This window comes from Streptococcus pantholopis (assembly GCF_001642085.1).
In the GTDB taxonomy this organism is placed as follows: Bacteria; Bacillota; Bacilli; order Lactobacillales; family Streptococcaceae; genus Streptococcus; species Streptococcus pantholopis.
Genome location: NZ_CP014699.1, coordinates 980,534 through 996,906, shown reverse-complemented (window position 1 = coordinate 996,906; position 16,373 = coordinate 980,534). Strand labels below are relative to the sequence as shown.

Here is a 16,373-nt window from a genome sequence, read left to right as displayed (position 1 = left end):
TGGCAAAAATCGCGCAATATGATAAAATAAAATACTGTAGTACTAAAATATTGGGGTGAGTATGGACAGAAGACGGCGAAAAAAGAAGGGACTCTTTCGAAAGCGTGAGTTAATTGCCCTAGGGGTTTTCTTGATGTCGATTTTGCTTTTATTTGCAGCAACCGGAAGTTTCTCGGTGCTGTATATTATGTTTTTCAAAGAAAGAAATCAGGCTGTTTTCCAGCAGGGACAGGAGATCCAGATTTCTTCAACCGCTGATAAGACAAGCAAAGGTCAAGATTTAGCTCATTACCACAATTGGATAGGCAGCATAAAAAAAATACATTCTAAAGAAGATGACGAAAAAAACGTCACTTATACTTATCAGGTCAATTTCAAAGACGGTTCAAAAATCGAAGACGTTGATGAAAAAAACCTAGTAGAAGTAGCCGATCCCTATTATGCCAAGGGTAATCTTGTTCAAATTGCCAGAGATGCTCAAAGCGATCTGGACGGTCAGGATTTAGCAGCTTATCGAGGCCAGGCTGCCACAATTGATAATGTTGCACCAAATTATTCCAATGCAGAAGGCGGCTATAAGTACGATATTTCTTTAGATAACGGGGAAACATTCAGCAATATCCCTGAGTCAGCTTTAAGCGATGTCTATCAGGTTCCCTTGGATGCCGCTAATACTGCTGCACAAAACAATGATATCCTGCGCGAGGCTTTTGCCTTTGCTGCAGAAAATCCCGGAACTGTACTTAATTTGCCTAAAGGAGAATTTTTAATCGGCAGCGACAACCCTACAGAAGACTATATCACTTTAGCTTCAGATACAACCCTCAGGGGGAACAGCACACGGTTAAAGGTAGAAGGAACAGCATATTGGTTCGGTTTTGCCACCGGTACAGGAGCTTCTGATGGCGTCCGAAACTTCACAATGACCAGAATTGAGGTCAGTGCCAGCAACCTTTCGGCAGGGGCTCATTTTATGATTATGGCAGACCATGGCGATAATTGGAATATATACAACAATACCTTTACTATGGTACATAAAAAAGGAAGCCATGTCTTTGATTTGGGCGGACTGCAAAACTCTGTCTTTGCCAGCAACCGCTTTGTCGGCTATGCTCCTGAACTGACTAGTGTCACCAGCATCCCAGAGGGAGCTGATTCTCATGATTACTACGCTGAAGCGATTCAATTCGATGCCGCAGACAACAGGGGAACTTGGGACGCCGGACTTATTCAGAATATCGATCCTAATTATGGCACCTACAATCAGATTAAGCAGTACTGCCACAATATTACTGTCACTAACAATTCGTTTCTTCCCTATACAGATGAAAACGGCAATATTATTGCTTACAGTGCAACAATCGGTCAGCATTCATCAGATACAGGTTATATTTCAGTAACCTATAATACTTTTACTTCCAGTATTGTTAATCGTTATAAAGAAAGTCAAACGGAAAGGAATTTCAGTCCTGTCCATTTTTCGGAGGATTCCAATGAAGTTGTTTCAGGAAATACGATAAATTAAAAAAAAGTCTGGACGCTGTGTTCCAGACTTTTTATACGGCTTAAACTCCTTTTCCCATAATCCCCAAAAGAACTCTTAGAGAGAAAATATGGTAAAATGAGTTATACTATTTCGAGCGAGGTAGATGATGATTCCGGCTTATATAAAAATTCACGATGCAATCAAAAAAGATATTGACCGCGGTGTTTGGAAAATCGGGGAACGCTTGCCCAGCGAACGGGATCTGGCAGATCATTTTCAGGTAAGCCGAATGACACTGCGGCAGGCTATTACACTCCTTGTTGATGAGGGGCTTCTGGAACGTCGGGTTGGAAGCGGCACCTATATTGCCAGTCACCGTGTTCAGGAAAAAATGAGGGGGACAACCAGTTTTACTGAAATTGTCCGCTCCCAAGGCAAGATTCCCTCAAGCAAACTGATTTCCTATCAAAAGCAATTAGCTACAGAAACCGAAATTCAGCAGCTTCAGCTGAAACCATCAGAATACGTCATTCGCATGGAGCGTGTCCGTTTTGCAGACAAAGTGCCGCTTGTTTTTGAAGTAGCCGCTATTCCGGAAAAGCTGATCCGGCATTTCGAACGTACAGCAGTAACAGAACATTTTTTTCAGACTTTGCAGGATCATGGTCATGAAATCGGAAAAAGCCAACAGACAATCTATGCTAAAACAGCCAATGAGCGAGTAGCCAATTATCTTAGTATTTTAAAAGGTCATGCCATCTTAGCTCTAACTCAGGTTTCTTATTTCACTGACGGTACACCGTTTGAGTTTGTGCGCAGTGAGTATGTTGGCGACCGTTTTGAATTTTATCTGGAAAATAATTAGTGCAGCCAAAGAAAGTCCATAAAAAGTGGCACCTGCTTCTCCCAATCCACTTCAGAATGCCGGCCTCCCTCCTGACAGTAAAGAGTAACAGCGGCCTGGCTGTTTTCAAAATAACGGGCCGCTTGTTTATTAGCCTTTGCCGTAGCAGTCTGCCAGCTGTTGTCGGAATCCTGAGAACTTTCTTCAGTCCCCCAGGAGAGAAAAATACGCGTGTTGCTGTCAATGGCTGATTGAGACAAATCCTTTGTAATCTGAGGCAGGCAGAGCTGAATAGCCGATGAGACACAAGCGGCTTTGGAAAAGATATGGTTATACTGACCAGCAGCATACAAAGCCATCAGGCCGCCCATTGAGGAACCGCCAATAGCTGTAGCCTCACGAAAGGGATAGGTCGAATAAGTAGCGTCAATAAAGGGCTTGACTTCCTCTACAATCCACTGCATGGTCTGATAGCCGAGTCCCTTAAACTGGCCGAAATAAGGTGATTTTATATCATAAGGGGAATATTCGGATAAGCGCTCATTGCCTTCATGCCCGCATTCCAACCCAACAATAATCATGGGCTTTTCAAAAGATTGCATAAAGCTGTACATTCCCCAGGATTTCCCGTAAGTAGCTGCTTGGTCAAAAAAGAGATTGTGGCCATCAAAAAAATACATAACCGGATAAGATTCGCCGCTTTCATAATAGTCATCCGGTAAATACACGTGAAGGCGGCGATTTTTTCCAACTTCTGTAAACAGCATATCATGGTATTGAATCATAAAAGAGTTAACCTCTCACATTGAGTTTCTTGTACTATTATATCGAAAAAGATGTGCTTTTTACAAATAAACGCTATTTTTGAAAAATTGCAGCTTTGCTCAGCAGTCTGGGAAATAGACTGTTAAAACAGCTGCTTTTTTGGTATAATAGGCCTTATGGAAATTGAAAAAACGAATCGTATGAACGCTCTTTTTGAATTTTATGCGGCCCTGCTGACCGATAAACAAATGCACTATATCGAACTTTACTATGCTGATGACTACAGTTTAGCTGAAATTGCAGAAGAATTTAAGGTCAGCCGACAGGCAGTTTATGATAATATCAAGCGTACAGAAAAAATTCTGGAGGATTATGAGATGAAGCTGCATATGTACTCTGATTATATTGTACGTGACGAAATTTTTACCGAAATACAGGAAAGGTATCCTGATGATGCCTTTCTTCAAGAAAAAATTTCCATTCTATCAAGTATTGACAACCAATCATAAGATACGATCTAAGAACAAAACCGTCAGTGAGACAAGGAGAAGAAAAAAATGGCTTTTGAAAGTTTGACAGAACGTCTGCAGAATGTTTTTAAAAATATTCGCGGAAAGAAAAAATTATCAGAAAAAGAAGTACAGGAGGTTACCAAAGAAATCCGTCTGGCTCTGCTTGAAGCCGATGTTGCTCTTCCTGTAGTTAAAACATTTATTAAGCGTGTGCGCGAACGGGCAGTAGGTCATGAAATCATTGATACCCTTGATCCGACGCAGCAAATTGTCAAAATTGTTAACGAAGAACTGACTGCAATTCTCGGTTCTGAAACATCGGCTATTCAAAAAGCCCCTAAAATTCCGACTGTTATCATGATGGCAGGGCTTCAGGGTGCCGGTAAAACAACCTTTGCTGGGAAATTAGCCAACAAGCTCGTTAAAGAAGAAAATGCCCGCCCCCTATTGATTGCTGCTGATATTTACCGACCTGCAGCCATTGATCAGCTAAAAACAATCGGTGCTCAGATAGATGTCCCTGTTTTTGATATGGGGACAAAACAGTCAGCGGTAGAGATTGTCAGCCAAGGTCTGGCTCAAGCTAGAGAAAATCACAATGATTATGTTTTAATTGATACAGCCGGCCGGCTTCAAATCGATGAAAAGCTGATGGAAGAACTCCGCGATGTCAAAGCATTAGCCCATCCTAATGAGATTTTGCTCGTTGTAGACAGCATGATCGGTCAGGAAGCAGCCAATGTCGCTGATGAATTCAATAAGCAGCTGGATATCACCGGTGTTATTCTGACTAAAATTGACGGAGATACTCGAGGAGGGGCTGCACTCTCTGTGCGTGAAATTACCGGCCAGCCGATTAAATTTACCGGTACCGGTGAAAAAATTACGGATATTGAAACCTTCCATCCAGACCGTATGGCCAGCAGAATTTTAGGGATGGGAGACCTCCTTACCCTCATTGAGAAAGCCAGTCAGGAATACGATGAACAGAAATCATTAGAACTGGCTGAAAAAATGCGCGAAAACACCTTTGATTTCAATGATTTCATCGATCAGCTGGACCAAGTTCAGAATATGGGACCCATGGAAGATCTGCTCAAAATGCTGCCAGGCGTAGCCAGCAACCCAGCTTTAGCCAATGTCAAAGTCGATGAGCAGCAGATTGCTAGGAAACGTGCAATCGTATCATCAATGACCCCACAAGAAAGAGAAAATCCGGAACTTTTAAATCCCAGCCGCCGCCGCCGGATTGCTGCCGGATCCGGTAACAGTTTTGTTGAGGTCAATAAATTTATCAAAGATTTTAATCAGGCTAAACAAATGATGCAGGGAGTCATGTCCGGTGACATGGATAAAATGATGAAGAATATGGGAATAAATCCTAATAATATGCCAAATCAAGCCAATGGTATGGATATGTCCGCCCTCCAGGGAATGATGGGACAGGGAAGTTCCTCCGATATGCCTGACCTGTCTGCTTTAGGCGGGAATATGGATTTCAGCCAAATGATGGGAGGTGGCCTTAAGGGGAAAGTCGGTTCTTTCGCCATGAAACAGGCTATGAAACGCCAAGCTAATAAAATTAAAAAGGCTAAGAAAAAACGCCGCAAAAAATAATAGCTGCTAAGTTCTGTCAAAATAAATATACTCTTAAATCTAAGTAGAAGTGAGCTGCTCTGAAATGAACACCTTTTCATCCCTTACCACCTTAAAGACGACTATACTGGCGGTTAAAAACTTTTGCCATATCATCAAAAAACGTTTTACTGCTCTGCCTCATTATGCACAAGTCATTATTGTTTCCCTTTTAGTAGCCTTTGTTTATTTATACCCGCTAATCCATGGAAGCAACGGTGGGCTATACGGCGATGATCTGCATTTCCACATTGACAGAGCCCGCGGGCTTGCAACGATTTGGCAGAGCCCGGTCAGTTTTCAGTCTTTTTATAAGGTAGGTCTGGGAATCAACTTCTTTTACCCTTATCTGACTTATTATCCTTATTATCTGCTGTATGCTGTCTTTCATGATTTTTATACTGCTTGGATTATTTATTTTTATATTTTAACCAGTTTAACCTATCTTATCGCCTATTTTTCTTCCTTTAGAATTCTTGCCTCACGCCAGTCGTCTCACCTTTTTGCCTTGTTCTATACCTTTGCTTCCTACCGCTTAGTTAACCTCCTCATCCGGTTTGCGGTCGGAGAACTCATTGCTATGACATTTTTGCCTCTTGTTTTTTGCGGTCTTTACCTCATTCTTAAGGGGAATTATGAAAAATGGTATTATTTAAGCTTTGGCATGGCCTTACTTATTTACAGCCATATTTTATCCTTTGTTATGACCTCGGTTCTAATCGCCCTTATTTACATAACAATCATCTGGTTTACGGATAAACCTATCATTCGGACGATCTATCTGGGAATAGCAGGACTGGCTTCTTTAGCTTTAGGGAGTTTCCAATTTTTCTCGATGCTGGAACAGCTGAATTATCACTCTTTAAATGTACCCAATCAGCTGGTGGGACATTTTGATGTTAAAACATTAAAGGAAATCATTTCTTTTGCTTTTTCTAACAATCTCTACCAGCATACCTTTGGTCTATCTGTTTTACTAGGTTTACTCCTGATTGGTGTTTTCATTAGAAAACTTCAAAGGGAAGATGTCTATCTGCTCGGTCTTGCTGTCTCCTTAATCATTTTAGAAACACCTTTAGTGCGCTTCCCAGCCCTCGGTGAAACAATCCAGTTTATGTGGCGTTTAAATGCTTACATCACACTGTTCGTATTATTTTTAGCCGCCAAACTGCTGGGAAAAAGCCATTTTAAAAATCATCGCGCTTACCTTATTTTACTGCTTGGGCTTATCTTGATCCATAACAGTGCCAGCCTCAAAGTTTTTGAAGGAGCCAACCGCTATCCTGCTAATCCGGTTGGAGAGCTTTCTAAGCGCAATAGTTTGAAAAAACTGACCAATTCGGTTATGATGATGGATTATGCTAATCATTCCGAAAATACCGAAAGAGAAATCTACGATATGGACAGCAAAGTTCATCATCGCATCTTTATCAGCAATTCAACAATTCAGCTGGAAAGCCGATCCAAATTTACAAGCCGCTACTGCAGTTTCACAATAGATAATCCTACAGCAGAAGCACAGTTTATTGATTTACCGCTATATCATTACAAAGGACAGATAGCCAAACTTGATGGTGACGTCATTCCAACATCCTTAAACGAAATAAGCGGCTCAGCTATGGTCGCTATTCCGCCTGGAGAACACAGCATAACAGTGACCTATGCCTATACACCTTTGGCCAAAACTGCATTCCTTTCCTCTGTTTTATCTTTGATAGCCATTCTGACCTATGTTATTATCAATAGCCAAGGCATTAATCTTCGATTGACTGGCTGGCAGAAGCAGCAGGCCTTCATTTCCGGGCTAAAAGAGAATGTTTTTTCAAAAATGTCTGTTTAAATAGACATTTTTATTTTTGTCTGTTATAATAGACAAAAGGAGTGAGTTATGATTTATACAGCAGTTATCGGTGATTTAATTGATTCCAAAAAACTGGAAAAACGTGAAGAGGTTCAAGAACAGCTACTGAATCTTATGAAAAAAATTAACCGAAAATACCATTCTGTTATTGTCTCGCCGTTTACAGTAACAACCGGCGATGAGTTTCAGGCTTTGCTGACGCCCTGCCATAGTATTTTTCAGCTGATAGATGAAATTACGGCAGCATTAGATCCTGTTGAAGTCCGTTTCGGACTGGGAATCGGCAGAATGTCAACACCCATCAATAAAGAGCAAAGTATTGGATCAGACGGCCCAGCTTTTTGGCTGGCCAGAGCAGCTATTGATAGTATTCACGATAAAAATGATTATGGAACCAGCCATATCGCGCTGCACTGTGACAGCCCGCTGGTCCAAAGTACAGTCAACAGTTTACTGTCATCCGGAGATTTTATCAAATCCAAATGGACCGCCAATCAAGCTGCTATTTTGAGAACCTTGCTGGCTAAGGGTATTTATCAGGAACAGTTTGAACATCAAAAAATAGCAGAAACATTAGGAATCAAACCTAGCGGTTTCACCAAACGGCTTAAAGCCAGCGGCTTAAAGCACTATCTGCGCAGCCGTAATGCAGCTGCAGCAGTGATACTAAACACTGTTCAAAACAAGGAGGATAACCATGCTTGAAAATGTATCTTTTTCAGCTTATTTATACGATAACCCTCTCTTAACTTTGGTTTTAATCGCACATTTTTTGGCCGATTTTCAATGGCAAAGTCAGGAAATGGCTGACAAAAAAGCAAGTGATAAAACCTTTCTTATTCGGCATCTTCTCATTGTAGCTGCCCCTTTAATTCTAGCTTTTTGCCTTATTCCTTCAGCTTGCTTATTTTTATTTCTTGTTTTTATAAGCCACTGTATTATTGACAGCGGCAAATCTTACCTTAATGCCAAAATCGCCGATAAAAATTGGCATAAGAGCGCCTTTGTCATTGACCAGCTGTTGCACTATTCTTTCATAGGAGCTGCCTACAGCTTAATCCCTTTGCAAACCCCATCCTGGCTTTTTGATATCAATGGAGGGCTGCGCCTGCTTTTCTTTTTTGTCCTGATAACAAAACCAGTTAATATTGTCTTTAAGCTCTTTTTCAGCAAATACCAGACGGGAGATCATGATGAGCAGCAAACAGTGGCAGGAGCAGGAGCGCTTATCGGATTGCTTGAAAGAATAACCATGGCCTTTTTCCTTATCAGCGGGCAGTACGCTTCAATCGGCCTAGTCTTTACTGCCAAGTCCATCGCACGCTATGATAAGATTTCAAAAAGTCAGGCATTTGCTGAATACTACTTAATCGGCTCCTTATTCAGCATCATCAGCGTTTTAGCTTCTTACGCTTTATTGTATTATCTGTAAAAATGAGCAGGCAAAAAAACACTTTTTACATAACCTTAATTATGTAAAAAGTGTTTTTTTATTATAAAATCTCATATCTAATGTCAATGCTGCCAAAATCCGGATAATACAGCATTCTAATAAGTCGATTCTTGCCAATTAACTCGGCAGTCGAAAGTTTGCTGTTTTGCTTCTTTGTTAATCCCTTCAATTTCATCAATCAAAATTTTGGTTGCCTGTTCCCCCTCTTTGTAGGCTGGCTGAATGATAGTTGAAATAGTAGGGGAGGAAAACTGTGTCCATTCCATATTATCAAAACCAACTAAACCAGTTTGAGGGATTTCGATGTTTAAAGACTTCATAGCTGTAAATACTTTTGGAAGTGCCCAGCAGTTAGGGACAAAAACCATACTTTTCTCTTTTAAATTTTCCTGAAGAAATCGAGAAATATCAGAAGAACTTGTCTGTTTTTCGTCAATAATCATTTGCTGATAGTTTAAATGATTAGCTTCCAAAACATCAATAAAACCAGAGGCACGCTCAATTCGGGTGCTAAGCAACTTAGGATTGCCTGTAATCATGACAAAATTTTCGTATCCTTTATTGATACATTGCTGGATTGTATCATAGACCGCTTCATAATTATTAGTTTTCACCCAGCTGGTTCTGTGTTCATAGAGTCGGCTGTCAAAGAAGACGACATGTTTTTTTTTGACATCAACAATATGAGAATATTTTCGAAAATTAGAAGTGGGCTGCATAATAAAGCCATCAATCCCTATATTAAGCATTTTTTCAATCAATTCATCTTCACGTGAAGGATCGTAATTGCTGTTTCCAATGATAATTTGATAGCCGAACTCTTGAGCTTTACTGTCAATTCCTTTAACAATCTGATTAGAAAAGCTATTGGTAATATCACCAATCACAACACCAATTAACTTAGTCGTTTTAGCATTGAGACTTCGAGCAGCAATGCTCGGTTTATAATGCGTTAATTCAATCGCTTCTCTGATTCTTTTTTGAGTCTCTTCGGACATCTTATCAAATCTTTTGTTCAAATAAAAAGAAACGGTTGTTTTTGATGTTTGAGCTAATTCAGCAATATCTTTGATGGTTACTTTACGCTGCATGGCGTAACACTCCTTTGAAATAGTAATTCTCATAATTATTATAGCACAGAAACAGAATATTCTTTTAAAGTTTGAACTTGTTGGCAAATTTTTTACTTAGTAATGGTGATGGTTTTAAGTCTTTCATAATCACTAAAAAGAGACTCTATCAATCATTTATAGAATCTCTAAATTTTTAACAAGCTCTCTAAATATGTTTTAAGCTAAAATTCCCAGCCAGCTGCTAAGGACACCAATAACGACAGTCAGGATAACAAGCTTATAGGTCGTCCACTTTTTATTTTTAATCAAATAGTACATCAATAATGTAAAGAGTGCAGGCAGAAGTGCCGGAGCAATTTTATCAAGCATTCCTTGAATTGTTACAAATTTTTGAGCAGTGTCCGCTGTATCAACTTCACCAGCTGCAAATGTGATTGGGACAGACATTTCTACAGAGGTTGCTGCCAGACCGGCGATAACGGTTACACCGACAATATTGGCCATTCTTGAGATAACTGCCATCTGCTCACTCAGTTTATCGATAAAATTTGTACCAACTTTATAACCGTAAAGACCTGAAGCTATTTTAATAGCTGTAAGGATAATATTCATAGCCAAAAAGAAGAAGATTGGACCTAAAACTAATCCATCGCTAGCTAATGAAGCAGCAATGGTTGAAAAAAGCGGTGCTAAACAAAATTGTGAAAGAGAATCTCCGATACCTGCCAAAGGCCCCATTAAAGCCATTTTTATATTTCTTGTCTCTTCCTCTGAACGGTTATTCTCTAGCATAACCAGATGCAAGCTGGTAATAAAGGGCAGAAAATGTGGATTTGTATTGTAAAACTCACAATTATTTTCTAAAGATTTATAGAGCTGTTCTTTATCGCTGCCAAAGTGTTTTTTTAAGGCAGGGTAGATAACATTTGCATAACCTGTTCCTTGATAATTGCTGTAATTAAAGCCATTTTGTAAAAAGAAAGCTCTGAGGGAGGTCTTTAGATAGTCAGTTTTTGTTAATTTATTAGATCCAGTCATCTTGTTGGTCTCCTTGTACGTTTGTTTCTTCAGCATGTTTCGGTTTGTTGTAAAATTCGTTTAAGGCAAAAATAATTCCGATAATAGCAATACCGATTGTCGGAATTTGAAGGTAGGCTGCGCATACATAACCAATCAGTACAAAAGGAATAAGTTCTTTCTTTGCCATTATAGATAAAATCATCGCAAAACCAATAGCAGGCAGCATTTTACCAGCAACTGTTAAACCGTTTAGTAAAACCGATGGAATATAGTCCACAAGATGCAATAAAGTATCCATTGACAAAGCACCCAGCAAACCGAGTCCTAATCCGATAACAGCAAAAGCCCAGACTGTTCCATTAACTGCAAGCTTAAAACCTTTAATTTTTCCTTTTTGTAAATGTCTTTTAGCTGTTTCAGGGGCACCTGAAAAGGCAGTGTAAGTAAAGGTTTGAAGAAATTGAATAGCAACCGCAATGGGGGTTGACAAAGCTAAAGCAGCTTCAGGAGAAACTTTACCGGCGCTGGTTATAGCCATTAAAGTACCGAAGATCCCCGGCCCAATGGGATTAGGAGGAACTGTTCCTCCAGCGCCGACACCAAATCCCATATAAGCTAATTCAGAAATCGCTCCCATACTAAGCGCTGTTGGGAGATCCCCTAAAATAATACCGACACCAAAAGAGAGAATAATGCAGCGATTAGTGTAAATACCTAATAACATTCCACTAAAACAAAAGGCAGTCCAAAGGCCGATTAAAACTGCCTGTAAAATATTGATATCCATATATCAAGTCTCCTTTAATTAATATAATCTAAGATATTGACTTCAGAAGCAGCGTTGCTGGTCCCTGGAGTTGTTTTTGTGTTGAATAGCACATGATATTTGTGGTTCAATGTGCGGATAATTTCCTTATCTTTTTCCCCAAGCGATATAAATTGGGTAACCGCCGTTTTTTCATCTGTTTTATGAATATTTCCGATATTAATTTCTTTAATTGGTACACCGCCTTCAATTAGCCGCTTTGCATCCTGTAAATCTTTGATGACAATGAAAATACTTTGGGCAGGACTTGCCTTATGGATAAGATCGATCACTTTTTGGATGGAAAAGAAGCGCATGGCGATACCAGAAGGGATTACCGTTTTCATAAGTGATTGCTGTATCTTATCTTCTGAGACAGAGTCATTAGCAACAATCACAGTATTGCAATTTAAAAATTTGATCCAGAGCTGACCCTGACCGTGAATAAGGCGCTCATCAACCCTGGTCATAATAATATTTGGATATGTCATAATATCTCCTTTTAAGTTAATGGATAGATAGGTCGGACGTTACTCGTGTTACCAATAAGGATCCCAGTCCTTATAAAAGCGCATCAAAGCCTCAAGGTAATAATAATCTCCCCATATATTTCCCTCGTCGACACCTTTGCCTGAATGCCAAGAGTAAACGCCGTGAAGGAGGAGCGGTGCTCCTGGCTGAAGGTCTTTATTAGCATACTTATCAATCAGAGATCTTAGCATACTGTGCATTGCTGATTGATAAGTTTCTTTATCGGCATCGGCTTCAGGTAAATGCTTTAGCATTTCATGAATCCCACAAATAGCAATAGCTGTAGCTGAGCTATCACGTACATGCCCGCTCCCGTCTCCAAAAATCAAATCCCAATAAGAAACTTTATCGTCAGGCAGTCGATTTAAAAAGTAGTGAACCATGCCTTTAAAAAGCTGTATCAGCTGTGGTTCTTTTAAGTAGCGATAGGTCAGCGGGATACCGTAAATTCCCCAAGCTTGTCCTCTTGCCCAAGCAGAATCATCACTGTAACCTTGCCTTGTCACACCTCTGACAGGGTCTCCTGTTTCGGGATTAAAGTAAAAAGTATGATAGGCAGAAGCATCGTCACGAATAACATTATTAGCTGAAGCATAAAAATGGTTAACGGCAATGTCGCGATAGCTATAATCACCAGTTTCTTCTGATGCAAAGAAAAGTAATTGAATATTCAATAGACAATCAATGATAAGACGATAATCATCTTTTTTGCCAAGTTCTCCCCAAGCTTGAATAAAACCGCCTTTTTCTTGATAACGTTCAATCAGCTTATCAGCAGCTTTTAAAGCAGCTTTTCGAGCTTTAGGAGTTTTCAGCAGTTTCCACTCAGCCATACAGGATGGGCTATAAAGAAAGCCTAAGTCATGGTGATCAAGTGCAATGTTGTTGGATACACGCTCTAAAAAAGAGCGATTATTTACTTGTGCTAAGAATTTGAATTTATCAGTACCAGTGTACTCATAGGCCAGCCAAAGGCAGCCAGTCCAAAAAGCATTTGTCCACTCAGTATTATCCATAACGAGATAGCGATTATCTGTAGTAGCTGGAGTGGGAAAGTTAATATCAAAGTAGTCTATATTCAGGCGAATCTGTTTGATGGCTAAATCAATAGCAGATTCAATATCATTTTTTGTGAGACGCGGCTGTAAATACCGTTCCGGATACGCTATTTTTTCGATGGTAATATCTTTCAAATACTTTGCCATCAAATTCCTCCTTCCTCATTCTGATTGCTTGCTTCTATATGACTAGAAAGGGATTGCCAGTCTACAATACCTTCTTTAGAAACTTTTAATAGATGGTCGGTCAATTGATTAAAACTTAAGTCAGTTTGTCTGGCGAAAATTGTTTCAATTAACATCGCGAGATTAAGACCTGCAAGAACATTGATAACCGATTTGGGGAAATTCTCCATCACTGCAACCGCCTCCTTAAATGGCGTTCCTCCTAAAAGGTCGCAAAGAATAAGTGTTTCGCTTTTTGAATCTAACAGCTGGTGCAATTGACTATACAAGTCGTTGGAAGTCATATTTGATGTAAAATCAATAGCGGTGATATTATCGTGTCTGCCTGCAATTAGTTCTAGCGATGATAAAATCCCGCTAGCAAAGCAGCCGTGTCCAATAATGATAACAGATATCATAGCAGTCCTCTCTTTTTTTAGTTTACTGGTTTACCTAGACAACATTATAGCGCTTTCAAAAATTTTGTCAATACCTTTTTTTCTTTTTAATAAAAAAACTGGAAAAAAGCCCTTAAATGAATATTTAAAATAGAAAAACAAGAGAGCTGACAGTCAAAATAAAAACGTTTTCTTAAAAAGTGTTGACAAAGAAGGGCAGATTTGTTAAATTTTAAGTAAACGGGTTTACCTAAAATTTAAATAGTCAGAATGAGGAATGATATGGAAAATATTTTTTCACTAAAAGGGAAAATTGCTTTAGTGACCGGAGCATCTTATGGTATTGGTTTTGAAATTGCTAAGGCCTATGCCAATGCAGGGGCTGCTATTGTATTCAATGATATTAGCCAAGATTTAGTTGATAAAGGCTTAGAGGCCTATCATGCATATGGCATTAAGGCAAATGGGTATGTTTGTGATGTAACAGATGAAACTGCCATTCAATCTATGGTAGCGCAAATTGAAAAAGAAATTGGCATTATTGATATCCTAGTCAATAATGCAGGAATTATTAAACGCTCTCCAATGCTTGACATGCCGGCAGACGAATTCCGCAAGGTAATTGACATCGATCTAAATGCGCCTTTTATTGTATCAAAAGCAGTTTTACCATCTATGATGAAAAAAGGACACGGAAAAATAATCAATATTTGCTCTATGATGAGTGAATTAGGCAGAGAAACCGTTAGCGCTTACGCAGCCGCTAAGGGAGGATTAAAAATGCTCACCAAAAATATCGCTGCTGAATTTGGCAGTGCCAATATTCAGTGCAATGGCATAGGCCCGGGATATATCGCAACTCCTCAAACTGCTCCTTTAAGAGAAATTCAAGCAGACGGAAGCCGTCATCCTTTTGATCAATTTATTATCGCTAAAACACCGGCAGCTCGCTGGGGGAATCCAGAGGACTTAGCTGGACCAGCAGTTTTTTTGGCTAGTGATGCCAGTAATTTTGTTAACGGGCACATTCTTTATGTTGACGGCGGCATTTTGGCTTATATTGGAAAACAGCCTTAACTTATATTATAAATAACAATAGAAAGAGATAAAAATGAAAATTGCATTGATAAATGAGAACAGCCAAGCTGCTAAAAACAGCCTTATCTATGAAGTTTTAAAAACAGTAGCTGATAAACATGGTTATGAGGTATTTAACTATGGTATGTATGGGAAAACTGGAGAAAATCAGCTGACTTACGTCCAAAATGGTTTATTGGCTTCTATTTTGCTAACAAGCAAGGCAGCAGATTTTGTCGTAACTGGCTGCGGGACTGGTATTGGATCTATGCTTGCCTTAAATAGTTTTCCTGGCGTAACTTGCGGATATGCTGGAGAACCAACAGAGGCCTATCTTTTTTCTCAAATTAATGGCGGAAATGCTTTGTCCCTCCCTTTTGCAAAAGGATTTGGCTGGGGAGCGGAATTAAATTTAAGCTTGATTTTCGAACGTTTATTTGCTGAACCGATGGGAGGCGGCTATCCTAAAGAACGCGCTATCCCTGAGCAGCGCAACGCTCGTATGTTAAGTAACTTAAAGCAAATCACTTATCGTGATTTGCTGGCGATTTTAAAGGATATCGATCAAGATTTCTTGAAAGAAACTATTTCTGGAGAGCATTTCAAAGAGTATTTCTTTGCGAATGCTGAGCCTTCAAAAATAGTATCTTATCTTGAAGGGATTCTAAAAAAATAGAAAGGAAATACTGTGGCTAAATTATTATTAGCTGGTGAACCTCTTATTCGTATTTGCCCAGACCAGTGCCGCCCTCTTTCAAACGCCTGCAGTAGTCAAGTTTTTTTTGGCGGTTCCGAAGTCAATATAGCTAGGACGATTAGTGGATTTGGGGGAGAAACCAGACTGTTAACAGCCTTGCCTGATAATCCTGTTGGCCATGCTTTCAACCTTTTTTTGAGACAAAGTCAAATTGACACAAATCTGATAAGTTGGGAAGGAAAGCGAATCGGACTTTATTACCTAGAAAATGGTTTTGGCTGCCGTTCCAGTAAAGTTTGCTATGATCGAGCTGGATCTAGCTTTACAGAAATGAGTCTAAAAAACTACGATTTTGATCAGATTTTTGAAGATATCACACATTTTCACTTTAGTGGCATCAGCTTGGCATTAGGACAATCCAGCCAAGATTTAATTGAGTTCCTTGCTGTGGAAGCTAAGAAAAGGAAAATTTGTGTGTCCTTTGATTTAAATTTCCGTTCATCTATTATTTCTAAAAATGCTGCTAAATCCCTTTTTTCACGTTTTGCAAATTATGCAGACATTATTTTTGGTATAGATCCTCTAATGCTGAACGATAGTGATTTGACTATGTTTGACAGAGACCAAGCTGATAGCTCTACAATTAAAAAACGTTTATCCGGACTCTATCAGCGCTATTGCTTACAGGCTATTTTCCATACCGTGCGAGAAAAGACTCTTTGCAGCAGCAACCGTTTCAAAGCCTATGCTTTTGATGGACAGTATCAAGAGTCAGTTGAAATCAGCACTCCTATTTTACAAAGAGTAGGAAGCGGTGATGCTTTTGTAGCAGGTGCCCTTTACCAGCTGATGCAGGGCAATGATATGGTGAGCTGCATCAATTTTGCAACAGCCGCAGCGAGTTTGAAATGTACAGTCGCTGATGATCAGCTTTATGTATCTGTTCAGCAAGTGAAGGATATTTTGAAAAATAAACGGGATATTCAGAGGTGA

At 39.5% G+C, this 16,373-nt stretch carries 17 protein-coding genes; 10 read left to right on the top strand and 7 right to left on the bottom strand.

Annotated features, from left to right (window positions below; genetic code table 11):
- The first annotated feature begins 61 nt into the window (after positions 1-61).
- Positions 62-1,525: a hypothetical protein gene (locus tag A0O21_RS04645; protein ID WP_067062037.1), complete on the top strand. Its 1,464-nt coding sequence runs from the start codon at positions 62-64 to the stop codon at positions 1,523-1,525.
- Positions 1,526-1,652: 127 nt separating this feature from the next.
- Positions 1,653-2,351, top strand: coding sequence for a GntR family transcriptional regulator (locus A0O21_RS04640; RefSeq protein ID WP_067062034.1), 699 nt, complete (start codon positions 1,653-1,655; stop codon positions 2,349-2,351).
- Here the strand turns inward: A0O21_RS04640 and A0O21_RS04635 are convergent.
- Positions 2,348-3,115, bottom strand: coding sequence for an alpha/beta hydrolase (locus A0O21_RS04635; RefSeq protein WP_067062031.1), 768 nt, complete (start codon positions 3,113-3,115; stop codon positions 2,348-2,350). The two genes, A0O21_RS04640 and A0O21_RS04635, sit on opposite strands and share 4 nt — an antisense overlap.
- Positions 3,116-3,271: 156 nt before the next feature.
- On the opposite strand from A0O21_RS04635, the gene A0O21_RS04630 reads away from it, so the two are divergent.
- The 5 genes from A0O21_RS04630 (at position 3,272) to A0O21_RS04610 (ending at position 8,535) form a co-directional block, all read left to right on the top strand.
- The gene (locus A0O21_RS04630; protein WP_067062029.1) at positions 3,272-3,604 is read left to right on the top strand and encodes a putative DNA-binding protein; all 333 of its coding nucleotides are present in this window, start codon (positions 3,272-3,274) and stop codon (positions 3,602-3,604) included.
- Between the two features lie 48 nt (positions 3,605-3,652).
- On the top strand, positions 3,653-5,224 hold the full coding sequence (gene ffh, locus A0O21_RS04625) for a signal recognition particle protein (protein ID WP_067062026.1): 1,572 nt from the start codon (positions 3,653-3,655) through the stop codon (positions 5,222-5,224).
- A 64-nt stretch (positions 5,225-5,288) separates the two neighbouring features.
- Positions 5,289-7,082, top strand: a complete 1,794-nt coding sequence (locus A0O21_RS04620; RefSeq protein WP_067062023.1) for a hypothetical protein — start codon at positions 5,289-5,291, stop codon at positions 7,080-7,082.
- 48 nt (positions 7,083-7,130) lie between these two features.
- Positions 7,131-7,808 carry a SatD family protein gene (locus A0O21_RS04615; protein ID WP_067062019.1) on the top strand — a complete coding sequence of 226 codons (678 nt, stop codon included), beginning with the start codon at positions 7,131-7,133 and terminating at the stop codon, positions 7,806-7,808.
- Positions 7,801-8,535: a DUF3307 domain-containing protein gene (locus A0O21_RS04610; RefSeq protein ID WP_067062017.1), complete on the top strand. Its 735-nt coding sequence runs from the start codon at positions 7,801-7,803 to the stop codon at positions 8,533-8,535. Before A0O21_RS04615 ends, A0O21_RS04610 begins: the two co-directional genes overlap by 8 nt.
- Before the next feature lie 116 nt (positions 8,536-8,651).
- On the opposite strand, the gene A0O21_RS04605 is transcribed toward A0O21_RS04610, so the two are convergent.
- The 6 genes from A0O21_RS04605 to A0O21_RS04580 all read right to left on the bottom strand — a co-directional run bounded on the left by A0O21_RS04605 (position 8,652) and on the right by A0O21_RS04580 (position 13,627).
- Positions 8,652-9,647, bottom strand: a complete 996-nt coding sequence (locus A0O21_RS04605) for a LacI family DNA-binding transcriptional regulator (RefSeq protein WP_067062014.1) — start codon at positions 9,645-9,647, stop codon at positions 8,652-8,654.
- A gap of 198 nt (positions 9,648-9,845) precedes the next feature.
- Positions 9,846-10,667 (bottom strand): PTS system mannose/fructose/sorbose family transporter subunit IID, encoded by an 822-nt coding sequence (locus A0O21_RS04600; RefSeq protein ID WP_067062011.1) that lies wholly within the window; start codon positions 10,665-10,667, stop codon positions 9,846-9,848.
- The gene (locus tag A0O21_RS04595; RefSeq protein ID WP_067062008.1) at positions 10,654-11,436 is read right to left on the bottom strand and encodes a PTS mannose/fructose/sorbose/N-acetylgalactosamine transporter subunit IIC; all 783 of its coding nucleotides are present in this window, start codon (positions 11,434-11,436) and stop codon (positions 10,654-10,656) included. The genes A0O21_RS04600 and A0O21_RS04595 overlap by 14 nt, the downstream gene beginning before the upstream one ends.
- 14 nt (positions 11,437-11,450) lie before the next feature.
- Positions 11,451-11,945, bottom strand: a complete 495-nt coding sequence (locus tag A0O21_RS04590; protein WP_067062006.1) for a PTS sugar transporter subunit IIB — start codon at positions 11,943-11,945, stop codon at positions 11,451-11,453.
- Between the two features lie 48 nt (positions 11,946-11,993).
- A complete protein-coding gene (locus A0O21_RS04585) occupies positions 11,994-13,190 on the bottom strand; it encodes a glycoside hydrolase family 88 protein (RefSeq protein WP_067062003.1) in 1,197 nt (398 codons plus the stop codon).
- Entirely contained in the window at positions 13,190-13,627 is a 438-nt protein-coding gene (locus A0O21_RS04580) for a PTS sugar transporter subunit IIA (protein ID WP_067062000.1), read from the bottom strand. Before A0O21_RS04580 ends, A0O21_RS04585 begins: the two co-directional genes overlap by 1 nt.
- A gap of 261 nt (positions 13,628-13,888) precedes the next feature.
- On the opposite strand from A0O21_RS04580, the gene A0O21_RS04575 reads away from it, so the two are divergent.
- From A0O21_RS04575 to A0O21_RS04565, 3 genes are read left to right on the top strand one after another with little or no spacing between them, the layout of a single operon-like run.
- A complete protein-coding gene (locus A0O21_RS04575) occupies positions 13,889-14,683 on the top strand; it encodes a gluconate 5-dehydrogenase (RefSeq protein ID WP_067061998.1) in 795 nt (264 codons plus the stop codon).
- 34 nt (positions 14,684-14,717) lie between these two features.
- Entirely contained in the window at positions 14,718-15,359 is a 642-nt protein-coding gene (locus A0O21_RS04570) for an RpiB/LacA/LacB family sugar-phosphate isomerase (RefSeq protein ID WP_067061995.1), read from the top strand.
- Between the two features lie 12 nt (positions 15,360-15,371).
- On the top strand, positions 15,372-16,373 hold the full coding sequence (locus A0O21_RS04565; protein ID WP_067061992.1) for a sugar kinase: 1,002 nt from the start codon (positions 15,372-15,374) through the stop codon (positions 16,371-16,373).